The sequence below is a fragment of the Corynebacterium sp. CCUG 51687 genome, from assembly GCF_024453995.1.
GTDB lineage: Bacteria > Actinomycetota > Actinomycetes > Mycobacteriales > Mycobacteriaceae > Corynebacterium > Corynebacterium pseudogenitalium.
Map to the genome: position 1 here is coordinate 58,222 of NZ_JAGPYT010000010.1, position 18,276 is coordinate 76,497.

Consider the following 18,276-nt stretch of genomic DNA (forward strand, 5'->3'; position numbering starts at 1 on the left):
CAGTGTCAAAGGACACACCCGAAAATTCACGACCTGGGAAAACAGCCGTTTCCAAAACCGAAATTGCGTCCTTTGGCACTCGCTCCCTGTGACCAAGCCACCAGCAAGCCACCAGCAAGCCACCAACCTGCCACCAACCCGTCGTGCGCATTCCCTCACAACCGATGTGCGAGTAAAGTAGGCCCGTAATTTATGGGCAAACAGCCCAGAAGCCACGAGCCCAAAGGGCCACGAGGAAAGGGAGGCGCAGTATGCGTGTTGGCATTGTCGGCTATGGAAACTTGGGCAAGAGCGTGGAGCAGCTGGTGAAGCTGCAGCCGGATATGGAGTTGTCGGCGATCTTCTCGCGCCGCAGCAAGCTGGACACGGACACCCGCGTGTTGCCGGTGGCGGAGTTTGGCCAGTACAAGGACGAAATCGACGTCGCGATTCTGTGCCTGGGTTCGGCGACGGATATTCCGGAGCAGGCGCCGGAGTTCGCGAAGTACGTGCCTACCGTGGACACCTACGATAATCACCGTGACATCCCACGTCACCGCAAGGCGATGGATGAGGTCGCGCGCGAGCACAACACGGTGTCCATCGTTTCCACTGGTTGGGACCCGGGCATGTTCTCGTTGAACCGCGCGATGGCGGAGGCAATTCTGCCGAATGCGCAGCAGCACACGTTCTGGGGCCCGGGCCTGTCGCAGGGTCACTCGGATGCGGTGCGCAGGATTGAGGGCGTCGCGAAGGGTGTGCAGTACACGATTCCTGCGCCGGATGCGTTGGATCGCGCGCGCCGCGGCGAGACCGAGGGTCTCGACGGCAAGTCCGCCCACAAGCGCGTCGTTTACATCGTGCCGGAGGATGGCGCCGACACCGCCGCCATCGAGCACACCATCCGCACGATGCCGGACTACTTCGTCGGCTACGAGGTCGAGGTCAACTTTATTGACGACGCCACCTTCGTCCGCGAGCATTCCGGCATGCCGCACGGCGGTCACGTGATCACCACTGGTGGCGTCGGCGAGAACCACCAGCTTGTCGAGTACACCCTGGAACTCTCCAGCAACCCCGACTTCACCGGCGCCGTCGCCGTCGCGTACGCGCGTGCGGCTGCCCGCCTCGCGGAGGACGGGAAGTCCGGCGCCTACACGGTGTTGGAGGTTCCGCCGTACTTGCTGTCCCCGGTCGCCCTCGACGACCTGATCGCCCGCGACATCTAACCCACGGGTAGAGGGTGCCGCAAAAGGCCCTTAGAGATTTTGTGAACAGATTTGCATATGCAGATCTGTTCACATTTTTCTGACTCTTCTGGCTACACTTCCTGGAAATAGCATTTTCAGGAGGCCCCTGTGAAGAAGTTCATTGCCCTGTTTGTGGCGTTCGTGCTCGCAATCTTGGCAGCGCCGAGTGCTTCGGCGATCTCCGTGCGTGGCGACGCCGCTTCGCCCCGGTCCGCGGTGGCTGTGGTGCATGCGGGTGGGGGAGTGGAGGCGTCGAGAAATGGGTGGGAGGCGCGGCCGGCCCTGAGCCTGAGCAAGCTCTACCTGGGCTATTGGGTGCTGTACCACGGGGCGCCGCGGCATAAGGCGCTGGTGGAGGAGATGGTGCGCACCTCGAACGATGGCATTGCGGGCACGCTGGATGCTGCGTACCCACAGGCGATTGACGCGATCGCGCGCGACTTCAAATTGAGCGCTACTCAACGGCGTGGGAACTGGGGAGTGGCGAGTACGTCGGCGGTGGACGTCGCGAGGTTTGTGCAGGCCATCCGGCATGATCCGGTGGCCGCGCCGCTGCTGCGCGGCATGGCGCACGCGGCACCCGTCGCTGCCGATGGCTTCCCGCAGAACTACGGCACATCGAGGCTACCCGGCGTTCAGGGCACGAAGTTCGGCTGGGCCGACGACCGGCGCAGCTCCACCGCGACGGTTAGTTACGGTGCCGGGTTTGCGGTCGCGGTGCTCACGTACGGTGATGCGCATGCGAATACGGTTGATGCGCAGCGTGCCGTCGATACCTCGCTGCTTCCGGGGCCGAGCGGTGGCCGCAAGATCGTTGACATGCTGCCGCCGCAGACGCCGAATGAGATCAAGGGCTTGATCCCGAAGCATTGGGAGGTCCCGGCGGGCTCGTCGGTGCCGTGGTAAAGGGCGGGTTTGACCAGCTATTACGAGAATAATGGGGCCTAATCTCACAAGGTTTCGGTGTTTCGGGGAAACCTTGGGAGATTAGGGGCAGGCGCAATTCTGTTCACAAAATCCCGAGCAAGCTTTTCATCGGCCAATCTCGACACAGAACGCCGAATGGAGCAGCTAGATCAGGCCCCCGGGCATCCGATGCGCATCGGCAAAGTGTCGTGGTGAATTACGGCAGCATTGCAGCGATGTTGGCTGGCAGCATCGGCTCGAGCGCTGGCAGTGCGACTGTGCCGAGGACGCCCGCGATCAGCAGCGCGATAGACGTCCAGAATCGCTCTCAAACAGTGAGATATGCCTTTAACCTGCGGGTTTTGAGTGTGATTCTGATTTATATTTTGAGTTATACTTCTATACATGAGCGAAACCGCTATCAAAACCACCATCAACACACTGCGAGACATAGGCAACGACACCTACAAAATCGAAGCAAAAGATGCCTCGCATGGCTTGCCAAAGAGCATTGATGAAACTCTCTCTGCGTTTGGAAATATGCCAGAGGGTGGAGTCATCCTGCTCGGTGTGGCAGAAGAAGACGGCAGCTTCCCCGTGACAGGTATTTCCAGCCCAAAGACCGTAGAGAGTCAGTTAGCAAATAAAGCACGACAGAAGATCGTGCCTCCCCTCCACCTCGGCGCTATCGAAACTGCAACAGTCGATGGCAAGACTGTGCTGCAGTGCATCGTTCCTCCGCAGCCCTCGGACCGTAAGCCATTCCGGGTTGGGAAAGGCGGCCCCGCCTACATTCGGTCCGGTGACGGTGACTACGAACTCGACCCAAACGAGGAACAGCTTCTTGTTTCGCAACGCGGAGTCCCAAAGCACGATCGGGCACCTGTGGAGGGTGCCAGCGTCGAACGAGACCTCGACCCGGATCTGCTTGAACAGTATCTGGAGCAAGAGCGCTCACAATCCAGGCGTCTTGCCCAACTGCCGAGAGAAGAGCAGCTGATTCGCACCAACGTCGTCGCACCCGATACAGGCGAGCCCACGGTGGCAGCAATTTATGCCCTCGGTATACACCCCCAGCAGTTTTTGCCTCTCAACGTCAAAGCACACGTTACCCGCGGACCACATGACCCCAGGGCAATACGAATGCGGGACAGGAAAGAATTCACCGGACCAGTCCCCGATTTGCTTGAAGCGGTAGTCGAGTGGGTGACCGATCACCTGCAAACAACCACCGTCTTTACTGATGGCCACGGCAAGGATGTGCCAGAGCTTCCCACGTTGGCCATTCGCGAGATCGTAGCCAACGCTCTCGTTCACCGTGACCTGTCTCCGGCCAGCATGCTTGCCTACACACAAGTAGTAAAGCACTCAGACAAGCTCATCGTGGTCAACCCTGGCGGACTTTGGAGATTGACCGAAAGCGAACTTGGCAACACCGGACCGCGGGCACGCAATCCCGTCTTGTACCGCATGTGTACTGCAGTAAAGACGCCGAAAGGCCACCGCGTCATTGAGGCAAGCGCGACAGGCATTCCCGCAGTACGTGAGGCTCTTCATGACGCCTTCCTCCCCGCCCCTTATTTCAAAGACAGAGTCATCGACTTCCAAGCGATCCTGACCTCTTCGACCATGCTTTCCGAAGTGGATCTCGCTTGGGCTACGAATCTTCCGGGGGGAGAGGTGTTTTCCACGGCGCAGCGCCATGCGCTCATCCGGATGCGCAATGGTGAGACGCTTACCAACGCGTCCTATCGCCAAGAATTCCCGATGGACTCCACCCAAGCACGCGCCGAGTTACAACAGCTTGTGGAATACGGCCTAGCGACCGCCCTTGGCCAAGCAGGTGGCACCGTTTATTCTTTCCTCCCGGAAGAGACATCTGCGCCGAAAGCCCCAGAGTCAGCAACTCCGACATCTCCACAATCACGGAGCCGCGCGTACCTACGGAGCGGGGAAAAAATCGACCTGATCCGCAAAGCGCTCCACCACGCCGGACAGCCACTGTCCAAACGTGAAATCGCCGAGCACACTGGCATGAGTTACGGTCAAATAACCCCGACCCTGAAGGCAATGGAGCAGCAAGGCATCATTACGTTCACAGAAAAGCACTGGAACGCGAAGAACCAGCGCTACGCGCTTTCTGGTGAACAAGACGAGTAGATGCGGACAACGCGGCGTCGATAAGCATCATGCCTATCGCCAGCACGACGACCAGGGAGATCAAGAACTCGGTGTGGCTCCCCTCAGCGCTCGGCCACAAGTCGATCAAGCCAGGCGCCGCAAGCGCAAGACCCGCGATCGCGATATAGCATTGCGGCACTCCTGTAAATCTCTTGCCGCAGCTAATCGACGTCCAACTCCGTCCCAATAATGCGGCCCGTCTAGACGTGACTAATCGTCCAAGGGTTCCGTGTCTCCGGGAAACCTTGGACGATTAGTCGGGTGGATTCGGCTTGTGGTGACAGAGGCCGTGGTGGTGTTAGGGCAGCATCGCTGCGATGTTGGCTGGCAACATCGGCTTGAGCGTTGGCAGCGCCACCGCGCCGAGGACGCCCGCGATCAGCAGCGCGACCGGCGTCCAGAACGTTGCCGCGCGACCCGCGTTTGTCATCTTCGAGGACTGCTGGGTGATGAAGCTTGCCTCGTAGTTTTCGCCCTTGGCGCAGGCGATGTAGGATTTGAAACTTTCAATCGTGTACAGGAGTTCAGGGAACTCCTTGAGTATTTTCTCATCTTTGGTGATGGTGGTGCCAGTGTAGAACTGGATTAGCAGGCTGCGGTTGGTGCTTTGGAGTTCCCTCAGACGTGCCTCGATCTTTGGAAGATTCTCTATCGCCCATGTGCGGTCGGTTTGCTTCGTAAAGTAAGCAGCTTCGCTAGGGTCATCGAGGTGGCGCTGAACAATTGACATGTTAGTTTCTGTAATCTTGCACGTATTTTTGTCGACCATCTTGTTGCCCAGCGGTGCAGAGATTAGGTAGGAGTCCATCGGGTGCTTCTCAGTTTCGGCGCCCGTGGTCGGCGCGAGCGCCCCGACGGTCATGGTTGCGGCGAGGGCTACGGCTGCAATTTTCTTCACACCGAAAACTCCTTTGGGTGACAGGAAAAACAAGGTTCTTGTATATTCAAGCCCCTCAGCGGTTGTCAAGGCTGCGGCCCGGGCGCGAAGTCAAGTGCAATTCTGTTCACAAAATCCCGAGCAAGCTTGTCAGCACACCTTCCACTCCAAAACCCCGGAACTCGCAGCGCCCCGGCCTACCCAAGCAGCGCGTTGTCGATGAGCCGCACGCCGTCCACCGTCGCCGCAACGAGCGCCAGGCCGGGCTCGGACGTCGGCTGCAACGTATCCGGATCGACGACCACCAGGTAGTCCAGCGTCACGCCCTCCGAAGCAGCGAGCTCCGCGCGCACCGCGTCGACGTCCAACGCGCCCGCGTCGACCTGTTCCTGCAGCGTCCGCAGTGAACGCGACAGCGCCAACGCCTGCGAACGTCCAGCCTCGGAGAGGCGCACGTTGCGCGAGGACTGCGCCAGGCCGTCCGCGGCGCGCGCGATAGGCAGGGTGCGGATCTCCACGTCGTGGTTCAGGTCGCGAACCATCCGGCGTAGCACCGCGACCTGCTGCGCGTCCTTCTGTCCGAAGTAGGCGACGTCCGGTTTGGCCAGGTTGAACAGCTTGTTGACGACGGTCGCGACACCGTCGAAGTGCCCCGGCCGCGACGCGCCTTCCAGGACGGTGCCCATCTCGCCGGTGCGGACCCAGATCTGTGGAATCCCGCCGGGGTACATTTCCTCGACGCTGGGCGCGAACACGATGTCCACACCGAGGCCCTCGCAAAACGTTGAGTCCGCCTCAATATCGCGTGGGTAGTTGCGGTAATCGTCGCAGTCGCCGAGGTCGGTGAACTGCAGTGGGTTGAGGAACACGCTGGTAATCAGCGTGTCGACCTCTCCCCGGGCCCGCTCAATCAGCGTGCCGTGCCCGGAGTGCAGCGCGCCCATTGTCGGCACCAGGCCGACGGTCCCGGTCGCTTCGGCGCGCGCCGCGCGCAGTTCTTCAACAGTGGTAATGACTCGCATGGTGGCCTTCCTTAGTCCTCGAACGATTCGGCAGCAGCAGGGAAGTCCCCCTTTTCGACGTCCTCCCGGTACCTCCGCGCCCCCTCCAGCAGCTGCGCTCCCAGGTCCGCGTACTGACGTACAAACCGCGGCGTTTTCCCGCCGGCGCGGAACCCGAACGCGTCCTGCCACACGAGCACCTGCCCGTCAGTGCCGTTACCTGCGCCGATGCCGATGGTCGGGATCGGAACCTCCTGCGTCACCCGCGTCGCGATCTCCGAAGGCACCATCTCCAAAACGACCGCGAACGCGCCCGCGTTTGCGACGGCGGTGGCGTCGTCAAGTAGCTGTTGCGCCGCGTCACCACGACCCTGGACTACGTAGCCGCCGAGCGCGTGCTCGGACTGCGGCGTGAACCCGATGTGCCCGCAGACGGGAATGCCGGCGTCGACAAGCGTTTTGATCGTCGGCGCCATCTCGACGCCGCCCTCCAGCTTCACTGCCTGCGCCCCGGTCTCCTTCATGACGCGCACCGCCGCGGCGAGCGCCTGCGCCGGCGACTCCTCATACGTGCCGAACGGCAGATCAACCACCACAAACGCACGCTGCGTCGAGCGCACGACCGCGGAGGCGAACGTGATCATCTCGTCGAGCGTAATCGGCAGGGTAGTGGTGTGGCCGAGCACCACGTTGGCTGCCGAATCCCCGACGAGCAGGAAGTCGATCCCGGCCTCGTCGAAGATCTGGGCGGTCATGGTGTCGTAGCTGGTCAGCGCCGTAAATTTGCGACCCTCGGCCTTGGCCTGGGCGAAGTAACGAGTACGAAGGCGTTTCATAGGGCCTTATATTAGGACGCTGGGTGGCGCCCCGCTGGCGGTTTTTGAAAACCGGATGTCCACCATGGTGTGCACAAAACCCTTTACAATCGCGCGAAATGCACTAGGTTGTGTAGAAACACTTTGAAAAACGGGGGGACACTTTGCGCACCTATACCTTGGCACCACTGCTCGCCGCCACACTTCTCGCTGGCTGCTCCAACACCACCCTTATCGACGCCCCCTCCGCCACACCCAACGCCCCTCCCTCAGATTCTGCTGGTCAAAGAGCCTTTGTCTTCGAATCCGGCACCGTCCCCATCGGCGACTTCGACCCATTCACCCTCGCACCCGAAGACTACTTCGACCCCTGCAACGACATCACCGACGAAGAATTCCGCCGCGCGGGGTTCACCGGGGAGATTGAGCGTAGTACTGACGGTGATATCGATTCTGCCTATGGAATGCCCGTATGCACTTTCTCGAATGCCGGTGAACATAGCTTTATAAGCCTTATGGGCGCTTCCGGTCCGCGAAGCGTAGCCGAAGAAAAGGGAATCATTCGTGAGGATGTGAAATCATCTGTCATTCCCGAGCTCTACGCATATCACGAGGGTTATATGGTCAGTATGCCGAATGTCTGTGTTGCGCAGGTAGATACGGAACGTGGAGGCATTGCGGCGGCCTATTACACGGTTGATGAATCTGTTTCAGTTGATGAGCACTGCCGAATTGCGACAGAAGCTATGGAAGCGCTCTATCTATTAGGCAATAAATAATTCGAATCAGGGGGAATAATGAAAATCAACATTGAAGTAAACGAAGTAGAAGAGGCAGTCAATGCACTCTTATCTTCCGTAATGAACGCAGGCAAGAGTGCGGTTTCTGTGTATTCGTCAGCAGCCTCCACCTTCTCCTCGGTCTCCGGCCTCCGCGAGGCAGGGGAGAAGCACGGCGCGATTTACTCCGAGCACGCTCCACTTGCGACGGACGCGTTCACGGGGAATGTGAAGTCGTCGGCAAAGGTGCTGAAGGTCTGCCTGGACAATACGGTGATGGCGGACGATTCGATTGCGGGGATTGTGAAGGCGGTAGGGCTCAGTGCGACGCCGGGTTTGAGTGGGTTGGGTTCCAATCTTGGGATGTCGTCGGCGGCGGCTGTCGCGAGGAGTTACAAGACGCAGCCGTTCAATAACAGTTCGGTGTACGCGTCGACGGATGGGAGCTTCGAGTCGCTGGTGAGCAACATCCTGACCACGAATACCGCGGTGCCGACGGGGTTGGCGTCGAATTGGACGTCGAACGCGCAGCGTATTTACGAGATGGTGGAGGCCATCGCCCCGGCCATCGCGTCCCTGGAATCTTCGTCTGAGACCGAGTTCGTGGCCCAGGCGATTGCGCGTCTCCAACTGATTCAGGCGGCGGGTTCCGAGTACGCGGCCAACTCGGCGGCGCTTGCTGGGAATAACACGGGGTTGGCGGCGCTGGCGTCGTCGTCGCAACTTATGGCGGCGGCAGCCCAAGCTGCGGCGATAGCAGCTGAGGCCGTATCCCCGGCCGCGGTGAAGGCCGTGAAGGAGGCCTTCGTCAGTTCCTACCCGATGTACGTCAACTCGTACCTGCCAGCGACAAACCCGACGTTCGTCAAACTGCTTCCGGACCTCACCGACGTCACCGGTTCCGACTTCTCTATCAGCGGCCCGCCGAGCCCCACCGCCCCTGAGTTTGCAGACGCCCCAATGCCAGCGGGGCTCGCCAGCATCTTTGCGCACAACGGCTACACGGATCTCGCGAACGCGCGTGGCCCGCAGGATGTGTTGCAGCAGTTTGGGAAACCGAACCCGGACATGCTCAACGCTATCGCGTCCGGCGCCACCCCGACCCAAGTCGCCTCGGCGCAGGCCCCGACGCTTCCTCCACCAGGGGCGCTGAATGCCCCGGCGGCGAATGTCGCGCCGGGCGCTGGTCTCCACGGTGGTCTCGCCTCTGGTGCCGGTGGCCTCGGCGGCGCGACGACCAGCGCCGCCTCCGCAGCGGGCTCCGGCGTAGGTGCAGGCCAAGGCGCATTCGGCGGCATGCCGATGGGTGGCGCAGGCGGTGGTGGTCGCCATCGCGCCAGGTCGCTGCACCAGCAGGCGCCAGGTTTCGGCTCCTCAGCAGGCGCAGGGGCAGGCTCACCCACAGCCTCAGGATTCGGCTCCAACGCTGGCCTCGCCGGCGGCGGCGCGGGAGGATTCGCCGGTCGGCCGGGTGCCGGGTCCACAGGCAGCTTCGGCTCCTCAGCAGGCGCAGCGGGTGCCTCAGGTTCTGCCGCCAACACCGCAGGTCAGCAAGGGCAGCGAGGCGGCTTCATGGGTGCGCCAATGTCGCAGGGCCGCGGCAAAGATGACAAGAAGCAACGCCCCAAAGCGGTCACCAGTGCCGTCGAGAGGGAGGGCAACATCCACGCCCTTCTTGGCGACGCCCCCTTGGTCAACCCCGGCGTCATCGGCTTCAACGTGCGTGGTCGGTAGGCAGTCCAGCGCGCTGGCGTAGTTCGGCGGCGCGCTCGGGGCGTGGCCGTAGTCGCCAGATGTGTGCGCTCACCGCGGCGCCGATCGCAGCGAGCAGCACCGCCACCGGCCACAGCCCGACCACCACTATCACCACCCATATGGAGGCGCCCATCCCCAACCACAGCAGCCCCAGAATCCGCAGCTTCTGCGCCCGCGTCAGCTGTCCTGAGTAGTAGTCAATAATGAAGGGGCCGAACGTGTCATGGCGCAGCAGGTAGCGCTCCAACCGTGGCGAGCTCCGCGTGAAGCACACCAGCGCAAGCAGCAGAAACGGCGTCGTGGGCAGGATCGGCACCCACACGCCGACCGCGCCCAGAGCGAGCGCCACCAGCCCCACAATCATGTACACGTATCGCATCGTCGCCACAGTCTAGCCGCAACATGCAACAATAGTTGTATGACTGCCTGCACTATCCTGTACGCCTCGTTCTACGGATCCACCAAAGAATACGCCGATGAGCTGGCGAAACGCCTCAGCACCACCGCCGAGCCAATCCCCGACGCCGACTTCAACCCCGAAGGCCCCATCGTAGTTCTCGCCCCCATCCACGGCCCGAACAACCCCGGTGCCAGCTTCATCCGCAAGCTCCCCGACCCACTTTTCGACGCCCACTCCGTCTCCCTCGTCACCGTCGGCATGAGCCTGGACGAAGTGGCCGTCGATAAGGACTTTTCCGCGAAACTTTTGGGCAGCCGCGCGGACAGCGTCACCCGCTTTTACCTGCCCGGGCGCATGAACTATTCCGAACTATCCGCTGCTCACGCCGCCACGATGGCGGGCGTCGTCGGCGCTTTGCGGCTCAAACCGCGCAAGTCCGCGAACGACCGCATGATGATCGACACCTATAACAAGGACGTCGACCGCGTTGACTTCACCCGCCTCGCCCCCGTCGAGGTCTGGGTGCGCGAACACATGTAGCCCAGCAGAAAAACCTGCCGGGCTACGAAACTGCAGAATGATCAGCGCTGATTACTTGAAGTACGTGTTCAGGAAGTTCAGCACTGGCGCTGGCAGCATGTGGCGGAACTCAGGCGAGAACGCCGCACCAAGCGCCGCAATGCCGATGCCAAGAGGCACAATGACCTTCAACAGCCAGTACGCAGCCGCGCGGCCCTGGTAAGGTTCGGCCACGGAGGAGAGCGAGTTCACGAAGTTGGTGGTGTAGTTCTCGCCGTTCGCGCAGGCCTGCAGTGCGAGCAGGTCCTCGCCCATCTTAAAGTTCTGGAGCGTAGCTTCTTTGTCACCCTGTAGGTAGAGCCCGTGGTACAGGAGAATGGCATTAGCGGTAGTGGCATCTGGCATCTTCAGCTTCGCCTGTGCAGTGGTCAGCGTGTCTTTCACGTTGTTTGGCTTGCTGATCTTGCACGTATTGCCGGAGACGACGGTGGTCACCACGTATGCGTCGTCATAGCTGCTGCCCTTGTCTTCTGCGGCACCGGCCGTCGGGACTGCTAGGCCGAGTGCCATGGTTGCAGCTACGGCTGCGGTTGCGAACTTCTTCACAGTGAGATCTCCTTTAGTTGATAGGAAGAAATAAGGATTAAGTTGATTTAAGCCCCCCCCCCCCATCATTTGTCAAGGCGGGGAGATGTAGAGGTTTAGCGGAGCAGCTCGGCCTGCTGCGCGATTCCCCCGAGCAGGCCGAGGATGCCAAGCGGGAAACCGATGATGATGCCGGCTTTTTCCTTCGTCCATCGGTATGGATTGGAAGTTCTTGCCCTGCAGGCATGCCTGGAGTGCCAGGGCGTCGTTCATGCGCGCTACGTCGTTAATGTTCGAAGGGTCGAATGCCTCGCTGAGCTCGTACGACTGTTGGACTCCTGAGAGATCTTCTTCATGAGTGTCCTTCCGGGAGCCAAGAACTTTACAACGGGTACTGGCAGCATGTGGCGGAACTCAGGCGAGAAGGCCGCACCGAGCGCTGCGATGCCGAGGGGTGGCGGCACGATTTTTGACAACCAGTACGCTACCGCGCGACCTTCGTGCGGCTCGATAATAGAAGAAAGTCAGTTCTCGGGGCTCGTGGTGTAGTTATTGCCATTCTGAGATAGCGGTCGTTCTTTGTGGCTGGAGTTAGGTTAGGGCTTGCGTTTGATGACTTCGGGTATGCGTGCTGGGCCGGTAATCCAAACTTCAGCGCCAGGCCATAGTGCGTGAACCGTACGGCTGGCAATTCGGTGCCAGTGCTGCAGCGTGCCGGTATCTAGAAGAGGCTCGAGGTGTGAGGCCCTGTTTCTGGCATGTAGGAGGGTTGAGCACCAGAAATAGGCGGTACCAGCTGAAGCGTCGAATCCTTTGCCTGTTGCGCAGATATTTGTCCGAAGGTCTATTGCCTGGTCCCAGATATCGAATTGTGGCGCGTTCGCACGACCTCCGAGCCGAATTGGTTTCGGTATGAGGTGCCTCCATGACCCAAAAGTTAGCGCGGCCACGAGGTCGTCGTGGGTTGGGTGTGGTTTGACTGCATGCCCGTTCAGTGGATCTCCCATCGAAGCCTTTGCTTTTGCTTCCCACCATGATCCATGAAGGTCTCCTTGGCGCCTGTGGGGGCTATTGGTCCAGCTGGATGGTGGAGTGCGGCGGACAATATGTGATAAGGGTACCTGTGGCTGGGTAATCCATTCTGGTGTACCGCCGACTTGCATGTTCCATGCTCGTAGCTGTTGATCAATCGTATCCCGCAGCGCAACTTCAACTAGCGCTAGGGTGCTTGTCACTGCGGCGGCTGCATCGATATTCCATTGATATAGTGCGAGGGCTTTTTCTGGTTCCTGGTGTGCTGCATCAAGATAGGTTTGAAACCGTGGGGCAGGGATATTTGTGATGAGCTTTTGATATGAAGACGGTTGCATTTGTTTTCCTTCATTATGTCAGCGTTGGCTGGTTTGCTCTGTAGAAAAGGGATGGGTATGATTGCGGTCATTGAGCAGGAATCACCTGCAAATTAAAGGAAATTCCGGTCCCGAACATTTTTGTTTGGGGCCGTTTTTCATTTCCGACTGCTTGGATCTAGCGACCCCCTAAGCCAAATTTACAGGTCGCACCCTCAGTAAAAAGGAGAAAGCCCTACAGGCGCCCAATTGTCCTGTAGAGCTTTCTCCACTCATAGCGAGGGACCTTGTCCTCACTTTCTGCAGATTCACAGTACTCCTGGAAACGTTCAATGCAAGCTATTCCTAACCCGATGGCGGCAGAAGGGTCTGCCAGCAGAGCGTCTCTCTAAAGCGCAGGGCCCGCAACCCGTCGAGGTTCCCGTCGACCTCTTCCGGTCGACCAACGCAGGTCACGGCATTTTGAGGCTTTTCGACGCCAATTCCCCCATCTTGCGCTGACCTGCATTGGTCGACGCTAAGAGGTCGACCGGAGCAGCCCACGAGCCAAGCCGCACGCAATTCTGTTCACAAAATCTCTAGCAACGTTTAGACGACACATCCCACCCAGCCAACAAACCCAACCCACCACACCCCACCCGGCCAACAAACCCACCCAGCCACATCCCACCCCGCCACACCCCACCCACTACACTGTGTATCCATGACTAACGCGAGCGAATCCCCAGCGCACCGTTACGGCGCTGGCCTGGCAAATCAGATTGAGCAGAAGTGGCAGACGTTCTGGAAGGACAACGGCACGTTTAACGCGCCGAACCCGGTCGGCGACCTCGCCACGGGTGACGCACTGCCCGAGGACAAACTGAATGTGCAGGACATGTTCCCGTATCCGTCGGGGGCGGGGCTGCATGTGGGTCACCCGCTCGGCTACATCGCGACAGACGTGTTTGCTCGCTATAACCGCATGTTGGGCAAGAATGTGCTGCATACGTTGGGCTATGACGCGTTTGGTTTGCCGGCGGAGCAGTACGCGATTCAGACGGGTACGCATCCGCGGACGACGACTGAGGCGAATATCCAGAATATGAAGCGTCAGCTGGGCCAGTTGGGGTTGGGGCATGATCCGCGTCGTTCGGTGGCGACGACCGACCCGGAGTTTTATAAGTGGACGCAGTGGATTTTCCTGCAGATTTATAACGCCTGGTTTGATGAGGAGCTGCAGAAGGCGCGTCCGATTGAGGAGCTGGTCCGTGACCTGCTCACGGGCGCCCGCCTGACCAAGGACGGCCGTAACTTCCGCGACTTGACGCACGCGGAGAAGCACAAGGCGATTGATGAGTTCCGCTTGGTGTACCTGTCCGATTCGATGGTGAACTGGTGCCCTGGTTTGGGCACGGTGCTGGCGAATGAGGAGGTCACGGCGGAGGGCCGTTCGGAGCGTGGGAACTTCCCGGTGTTCCGCAAGCGCCTGCGTCAGTGGATGATGCGCATTACTGACTACTCGGATCGTCTGCTCGATGACCTTGACTTGTTGGACTGGCCGGAGAAGGTCAAGGCGATGCAGCGCAATTGGATTGGTCGTTCGCGTGGTGCGCAGGTGGCGTTCGCGTCGGAGGCGGGTCCGATTGAGGTGTTCACGACGCGCCCGGACACCCTGTTCGGCGCGACTTACATGGTGCTCGCGCCTGAGCATCCGCTTGTCGACGCCCTCACGGCCGATGCCTTCCCGGCCGACACGGATGAGCGTTGGATGAATGGGGCGGGGTCGCCGAAGGTGGCCGTCGAGAAGTATAGGGCGGCGATTGCTGCCAAGAGTGACTTGGAGCGTCAGGAGAATAAGGAGAAGACTGGCGTGTTCTTGGGTTCGTTTGCGACGAACCCGGTGAGCGGCGAGCAGGTCCCGATCTTTATTGCTGACTATGTGTTGACGGGCTACGGCACGGGCGCGATTATGGCGGTGCCGGCGCACGACGAGCGCGACTACGAGTTCGCGACCGTTTTTGGTCTGCCGATCGTGCCGGTGCTCGACGGCGATGTCTCCGAGGAGGCCTTCACCGGCGACGCGCCGCACATTAATTCGGCGAACGAGCAAGGCCTGGACCTCAACGGCCTGGGCAAGGGTGAGGGCATCGCGAAGGCGATCGAGTGGCTTGCCGCCAACGGTGCTGGTGAGGAGAAGATTCAGTACAAGCTTCGCGACTGGCTCTTTGCCCGCCAGCGCTACTGGGGCGAGCCGTTCCCAATCGTCTACGACGAGAATGGCCAGGCGCACGGCCTGCCGGAGGACATGCTGCCGGTGGAGTTGCCGCAGGTGGAGGACTACAACCCGGTGTCCTTCGACCCGGAGGACGCGGATTCTGAGCCGGCGCCGCCGCTGGCGAAGGCCACCGACTGGGTCGAGGTCGAGCTCGACCTTGGTGAGGGCACGAAGAAGTACTGGCGCGACACGAACGTGATGCCGCAGTGGGCGGGTTCATCCTGGTACCAGCTGCGCTACATCGACCCGACGAACCAGGACACCTTCTGCGACATCGAGAACGAGCGCTACTGGACCGGCCCGCGCAGCGAGAACGATCCGGGCGGCGTGGACCTCTACGTCGGCGGCGTGGAGCACGCGGTGCTGCACCTGCTCTACGCCCGTTTCTGGCACAAGGTGCTCTATGACCTGGGCTTTGTTTCCTCGAAGGAGCCGTACCGCCGCCTGTTCAACCAGGGGTACATCCAGGCGTACGCTTACACGGATTCGCGTGGCGTGTACGTCCCGGCCGCCGAGGTGGAGGAGAAGGACGGCAAGTTCTACCGCGATGGCGAGGAGGTCAACCGCGAGTACGGCAAGATGGGCAAGTCCCTGAAGAACGCCGTCGCCCCGGATGACATTTGCCGCGATTACGGTGCGGATACCCTGCGTGTTTACGAGATGTCGATGGGCCCGCTGGACACGTCGCGCCCGTGGGCGACGAAGGACGTCATCGGCGCGCACCGTTTCCTGCAGCGTCTGTGGCGCCTGGTTGTGGACGAGGAGTCCGGCGAGGTCACCGTCACCGACGCCGCGCTCACCGAGGATGACAACAAGCAGCTGCACCGCACCATCGCGGGCGTCCGCGATGATTACGAGCACCTGCGGGATAATACGGTCGTGGCGAAGCTGATTGAGTTCACGAACTACCTGACCAAGACGTACCCGTCGGGCGCCCCGCGCGCGGCGGTCACTCCGTTGGTGCAGATGGTTGCGCCGCTCGCCCCGCACATCGCCGAAGAGCTGTGGGCGAAGCTCGGCCACGCCGACACCATCACGTTCGAGCCGTTCCCGACCTTCGAGGAATCATTCCTTGTCGACGCCACCATCGAACTACCCGTCCAGATCAACGGCAAGGTGAAGGCCCGGATTGACGTCCCGACGGACGCCTCGAAGGAGGACACCGAGGCGGTTGCGCTGACGGATGCGCGCGTCAAGGAACTGACTGACGGCAAGAACGTGGTCAAGGTGATTGTGGTGCCGGGCCGGATGGTGAACCTGGTCGTTAAGTAAACGTTCAGGAAACGTGTAGGTGCTGCGGAGCGTTTGTGTGTACTGTTGGGCAGCATGACTGAACCAAATACACCTAACAACGATCCGCAGAACCCGGGTGGCATCCCGTCCTACCCGGAATACGGCGCGTCGCCTTACGGCCAGTCCTCGGGACAGCCCTACGGGGAGCAGTTCTCTGAGGGGCAGGCCGATTTCGGTGCGTTTGACGTCAACTCGGCCGCCCAGGCGTCCGGGCAGAGCGCGTTGCGCTACCACGGCGCCCAGCTCGCCGTGCCGACCAGCCCCGCGGCAGCCATGCTGGCGAACGACGACGGCTTCGTCGGCATCACGCCCGCCCAGTACGGCGACGGCGTCACCCCGCACCCGATCAGCAACCCGGCCGCCAACGGCGTCGCCCACGGGCTGGGCACCGGGAAGCTGTCCGTCGGCGCTGCGCTGAAGTACGGTTTCAAAACTGCCTACGCCAACCCGGGCACCTGGCTGGTGCTGGCGTTCGTGTACGCGCTGCTGAATAACATCGGGGCCGTCTTCCAGAGCGACGGCGTGAGCGCCCTGGGCATGCTGGCCCTATTCTTCGTCACGCCGCTGTTCCTGGCCGCCGCGCTGCAGCAGACCCTGGTCGGCCCGAAGCAGTTCGTCCTGAAGGACATCAAGTCGGCTGCCTACGGCAAGACCCTGGGCATGTCGGTGGTCGTCGGCATCATCACGTCCCTGATCTTCGCCCTGCTCATGGTGATCGGGTTCGTCGCTGGTTTCGCCGGCGCGGACCCGGAGGCGCTCCTGACCGCCTCGAGCGGTGATCTCAGCGCTATCGACCCATCCGCGTTCGTGACCCTATTCGTTGGGATCGGCATCGCGGTGCTGATCATGTTGCTTATCTCGCCGTTCTTCATCTTCCAGTCGTTCTACGCAGCCGACAACAACGGCACTTTCGGCGACGCCTTCAAGGCCGGCTTCACCACAGCGAAGCGCAACTACGGTGGTCTGCTCGGCCTGATGATCGTCTGCGGGATCCTGATGGCCACCGTCTCCGGCAGTGGCGCCGCCTCCGGCGTGGCCGCTTTCGTCTCGCTGGTCCTGGGCACGCTGCTGGCCGCCCCAGCACTCCTGGCGATGGTGTACGCCTACCGCCAGGTCTCCGGCGGCCCCGTCCCGCACGAGGTAGCCGTTGCCTAAGCGCAGCACCTATTACACGGCCGTGGCACTGACCGCCGCGGCCGTGCTCTTTTTTACCGTCGGCAAGGCGTACGTTGGCCTGCCCGGGGTGTGGGACACAATCTCCCACGAGGTCCGTCACCTGCGCCTTATCCCCTTCGGCTCCTTCATCTACTACCGAGTCTGGTGGGGGCCGTGGCTCAACCTCATCGGCAACATCGTCCTCTTCCTCCCAGTCGGCTACCTGGCACGCCTCCGGCTCGGCAAGGTCTGGAAGGCCACGCTCGTGGCGATGGTGGCGTCCCTAAGCATCGAAGTAGCCCAGTACGCGCTCGCCGCCGGCTACTCAGATATCGACGACCTCCTCATCAACACCGCCGGCGGCGCCCTGGGCGCTACACTTGTCCACATGCCCAGCTTCACCCGCACCGTCTTCCCGGACGGCGACGAACCCGACGCCCGCTTCACCCTCGCTAACGAGCGCACATTCCTCGCCTGGACCCGCACCGCGCTCGCATTTCTCGCCGGCGGCATCGCCCTCGGTGCCTTCGACGTCACCGGCATCACCCCCGAGACCCAAACCTTCGCCGCCGCCACCGTGATCGTGATCGGCATGGCCATCGCTGCCGGCGCCGCCATCCGCTGGGTCCGCGTCGAGCGAGCGCTGCGCCACGGGCGCCCGCTGCCAGCCCCCGCGATCGCACCGCTGCTCGGCGTCGGCATCCTGGTCGCCTCCATCGTGGTACTAGTGGGGCTCCTCTCGTGACCATTCCAGTCCCCGACCCCGGCCTCCAACCCGAGCGCACCGCCCTGAGCTGGACCCGCACCGCCCTAGCCATGCTCGTGTGCTCGATGGTGCTCCTGCGCTGGTCCCACGCCTACCCCGTGCCAGTCTTCGGCGCCATCGGGCTGCTACTCACGCTGGCGACAGTGCTCATCTCCAGATATCGACGCCTCTACCGCACCGAAGCCCACAACCTCGCCCAGGAGCGCTCCCAACCAAACACGATCTCCGTCTTCGCCACCGCCGTTGCCCTGGTGGCCTTGGGCGGGTTGGGCCTGTGGCTGGTCCTTGTGAATTAAGGTGTCGAGAGCCTGCGCACCTTTTTCCTGCCAGAGCGCTCTGTGTCAAGTGGTTGTGGGCCAGATTCATGGTTAACAATGCATCATCAATGCACGCGGCATCGGCGCTGTCT

Annotated in this window: 15 protein-coding genes; 10 read left to right on the forward strand and 5 right to left on the reverse strand. The window is 61.2% G+C overall.

Going from position 1 to position 18,276, the window contains the following annotated elements:
- Positions 1–251: 251 nt before the first annotated feature.
- The 3 genes from KBX13_RS09365 (at position 252) to KBX13_RS09375 (ending at position 4,295) form a co-directional block, all read left to right on the forward strand.
- Entirely contained in the window at positions 252–1,208 is a 957-nt protein-coding gene (locus tag KBX13_RS09365; protein WP_256021906.1) for a diaminopimelate dehydrogenase, read from the forward strand.
- A 129-nt stretch (positions 1,209–1,337) separates the two neighbouring features.
- Entirely contained in the window at positions 1,338–2,135 is a 798-nt protein-coding gene (locus KBX13_RS09370) for a hypothetical protein (protein WP_256021908.1), read from the forward strand.
- A gap of 405 nt (positions 2,136–2,540) precedes the next feature.
- Positions 2,541–4,295, forward strand: a complete 1,755-nt coding sequence (locus KBX13_RS09375) for an RNA-binding domain-containing protein (protein ID WP_252931395.1) — start codon at positions 2,541–2,543, stop codon at positions 4,293–4,295.
- Between the two features lie 319 nt (positions 4,296–4,614).
- On the opposite strand, the gene KBX13_RS09380 is transcribed toward KBX13_RS09375, so the two are convergent.
- From KBX13_RS09380 to panB, 3 genes are all read right to left on the reverse strand, one after another.
- Positions 4,615–5,214 (reverse strand): hypothetical protein, encoded by a 600-nt coding sequence (locus tag KBX13_RS09380; RefSeq protein ID WP_252931394.1) that lies wholly within the window; start codon positions 5,212–5,214, stop codon positions 4,615–4,617.
- Between the two features lie 176 nt (positions 5,215–5,390).
- Complete coding sequence (gene panC / locus KBX13_RS09385) at positions 5,391–6,215, reverse strand: pantoate--beta-alanine ligase (protein WP_256021910.1); 825 nt, start codon at positions 6,213–6,215, stop codon at positions 5,391–5,393.
- An 11-nt stretch (positions 6,216–6,226) separates the two neighbouring features.
- Entirely contained in the window at positions 6,227–7,030 is an 804-nt protein-coding gene (gene panB / locus KBX13_RS09390; RefSeq protein WP_256021912.1) for a 3-methyl-2-oxobutanoate hydroxymethyltransferase, read from the reverse strand.
- Between the two features lie 143 nt (positions 7,031–7,173).
- On the opposite strand from panB, the gene KBX13_RS09395 reads away from it, so the two are divergent.
- Positions 7,174–7,788: a DUF3558 family protein gene (locus KBX13_RS09395; protein WP_256021914.1), complete on the forward strand. Its 615-nt coding sequence runs from the start codon at positions 7,174–7,176 to the stop codon at positions 7,786–7,788.
- Between the two features lie 18 nt (positions 7,789–7,806).
- On the forward strand, positions 7,807–9,522 hold the full coding sequence (locus tag KBX13_RS09400) for a hypothetical protein (protein WP_256021915.1): 1,716 nt from the start codon (positions 7,807–7,809) through the stop codon (positions 9,520–9,522).
- On the opposite strand, the gene KBX13_RS09405 is transcribed toward KBX13_RS09400, so the two are convergent.
- Positions 9,503–9,922, reverse strand: a complete 420-nt coding sequence (locus KBX13_RS09405; RefSeq protein WP_256021917.1) for a YbaN family protein — start codon at positions 9,920–9,922, stop codon at positions 9,503–9,505. The two genes, KBX13_RS09400 and KBX13_RS09405, sit on opposite strands and share 20 nt — an antisense overlap.
- A 39-nt stretch (positions 9,923–9,961) precedes the next feature.
- Here KBX13_RS09405 and KBX13_RS09410 point away from each other — a divergent pair, with 39 nt between their 5' ends.
- Entirely contained in the window at positions 9,962–10,483 is a 522-nt protein-coding gene (locus KBX13_RS09410) for a flavodoxin domain-containing protein (RefSeq protein ID WP_256021919.1), read from the forward strand.
- A gap of 51 nt (positions 10,484–10,534) precedes the next feature.
- Here KBX13_RS09410 and KBX13_RS09415 read toward each other — a convergent pair whose 3' ends face one another.
- Positions 10,535–11,068 (reverse strand): hypothetical protein, encoded by a 534-nt coding sequence (locus tag KBX13_RS09415; protein WP_256005715.1) that lies wholly within the window; start codon positions 11,066–11,068, stop codon positions 10,535–10,537.
- 2,031 nt (positions 11,069–13,099) lie between these two features.
- Between KBX13_RS09415 and leuS the strand changes: the two genes are divergently transcribed.
- From leuS to KBX13_RS09440, 4 genes are read left to right on the forward strand one after another with little or no spacing between them, the layout of a single operon-like run.
- On the forward strand, positions 13,100–15,925 hold the full coding sequence (leuS, locus tag KBX13_RS09420; RefSeq protein ID WP_256021921.1) for a leucine--tRNA ligase: 2,826 nt from the start codon (positions 13,100–13,102) through the stop codon (positions 15,923–15,925).
- A 54-nt stretch (positions 15,926–15,979) separates the two neighbouring features.
- Positions 15,980–17,101, forward strand: a complete 1,122-nt coding sequence (locus KBX13_RS09425) for a hypothetical protein (protein WP_256021923.1) — start codon at positions 15,980–15,982, stop codon at positions 17,099–17,101.
- Between the two features lie 43 nt (positions 17,102–17,144).
- Positions 17,145–17,846, forward strand: coding sequence for a VanZ family protein (locus tag KBX13_RS11560; protein WP_370687335.1), 702 nt, complete (start codon positions 17,145–17,147; stop codon positions 17,844–17,846).
- Positions 17,843–18,163 carry a DUF202 domain-containing protein gene (locus KBX13_RS09440; RefSeq protein ID WP_256021925.1) on the forward strand — a complete coding sequence of 107 codons (321 nt, stop codon included), beginning with the start codon at positions 17,843–17,845 and terminating at the stop codon, positions 18,161–18,163. Before KBX13_RS11560 ends, KBX13_RS09440 begins: the two co-directional genes overlap by 4 nt.
- The last annotated feature ends 113 nt before the right edge of the window (positions 18,164–18,276 follow it).

Bases quoted from the DNA above. Each gene is read 5' to 3' on its own strand.
- KBX13_RS09365 (WP_256021906.1), top strand. From the start codon at position 252: ATGCGTGTTGGCATTGTCGGCTATGGAAACTTGGGCAAGAGCGTGGAG.
- KBX13_RS09375 (WP_252931395.1), top strand. From the start codon at position 2,541: ATGAGCGAAACCGCTATCAAAACCACCATCAACACACTGCGAGACATA.
- panC (WP_256021910.1), bottom strand. From the start codon at position 6,215: ATGCGAGTCATTACCACTGTTGAAGAACTGCGCGCGGCGCGCGCCGAA.
- panB (WP_256021912.1), bottom strand. From the start codon at position 7,030: ATGAAACGCCTTCGTACTCGTTACTTCGCCCAGGCCAAGGCCGAGGGT.
- KBX13_RS09400 (WP_256021915.1), top strand. From the start codon at position 7,807: ATGAAAATCAACATTGAAGTAAACGAAGTAGAAGAGGCAGTCAATGCA.
- KBX13_RS09405 (WP_256021917.1), bottom strand. From the start codon at position 9,922: ATGCGATACGTGTACATGATTGTGGGGCTGGTGGCGCTCGCTCTGGGC.
- KBX13_RS09410 (WP_256021919.1), top strand. From the start codon at position 9,962: ATGACTGCCTGCACTATCCTGTACGCCTCGTTCTACGGATCCACCAAA.
- leuS (WP_256021921.1), top strand. From the start codon at position 13,100: ATGACTAACGCGAGCGAATCCCCAGCGCACCGTTACGGCGCTGGCCTG.
- KBX13_RS09425 (WP_256021923.1), top strand. From the start codon at position 15,980: ATGACTGAACCAAATACACCTAACAACGATCCGCAGAACCCGGGTGGC.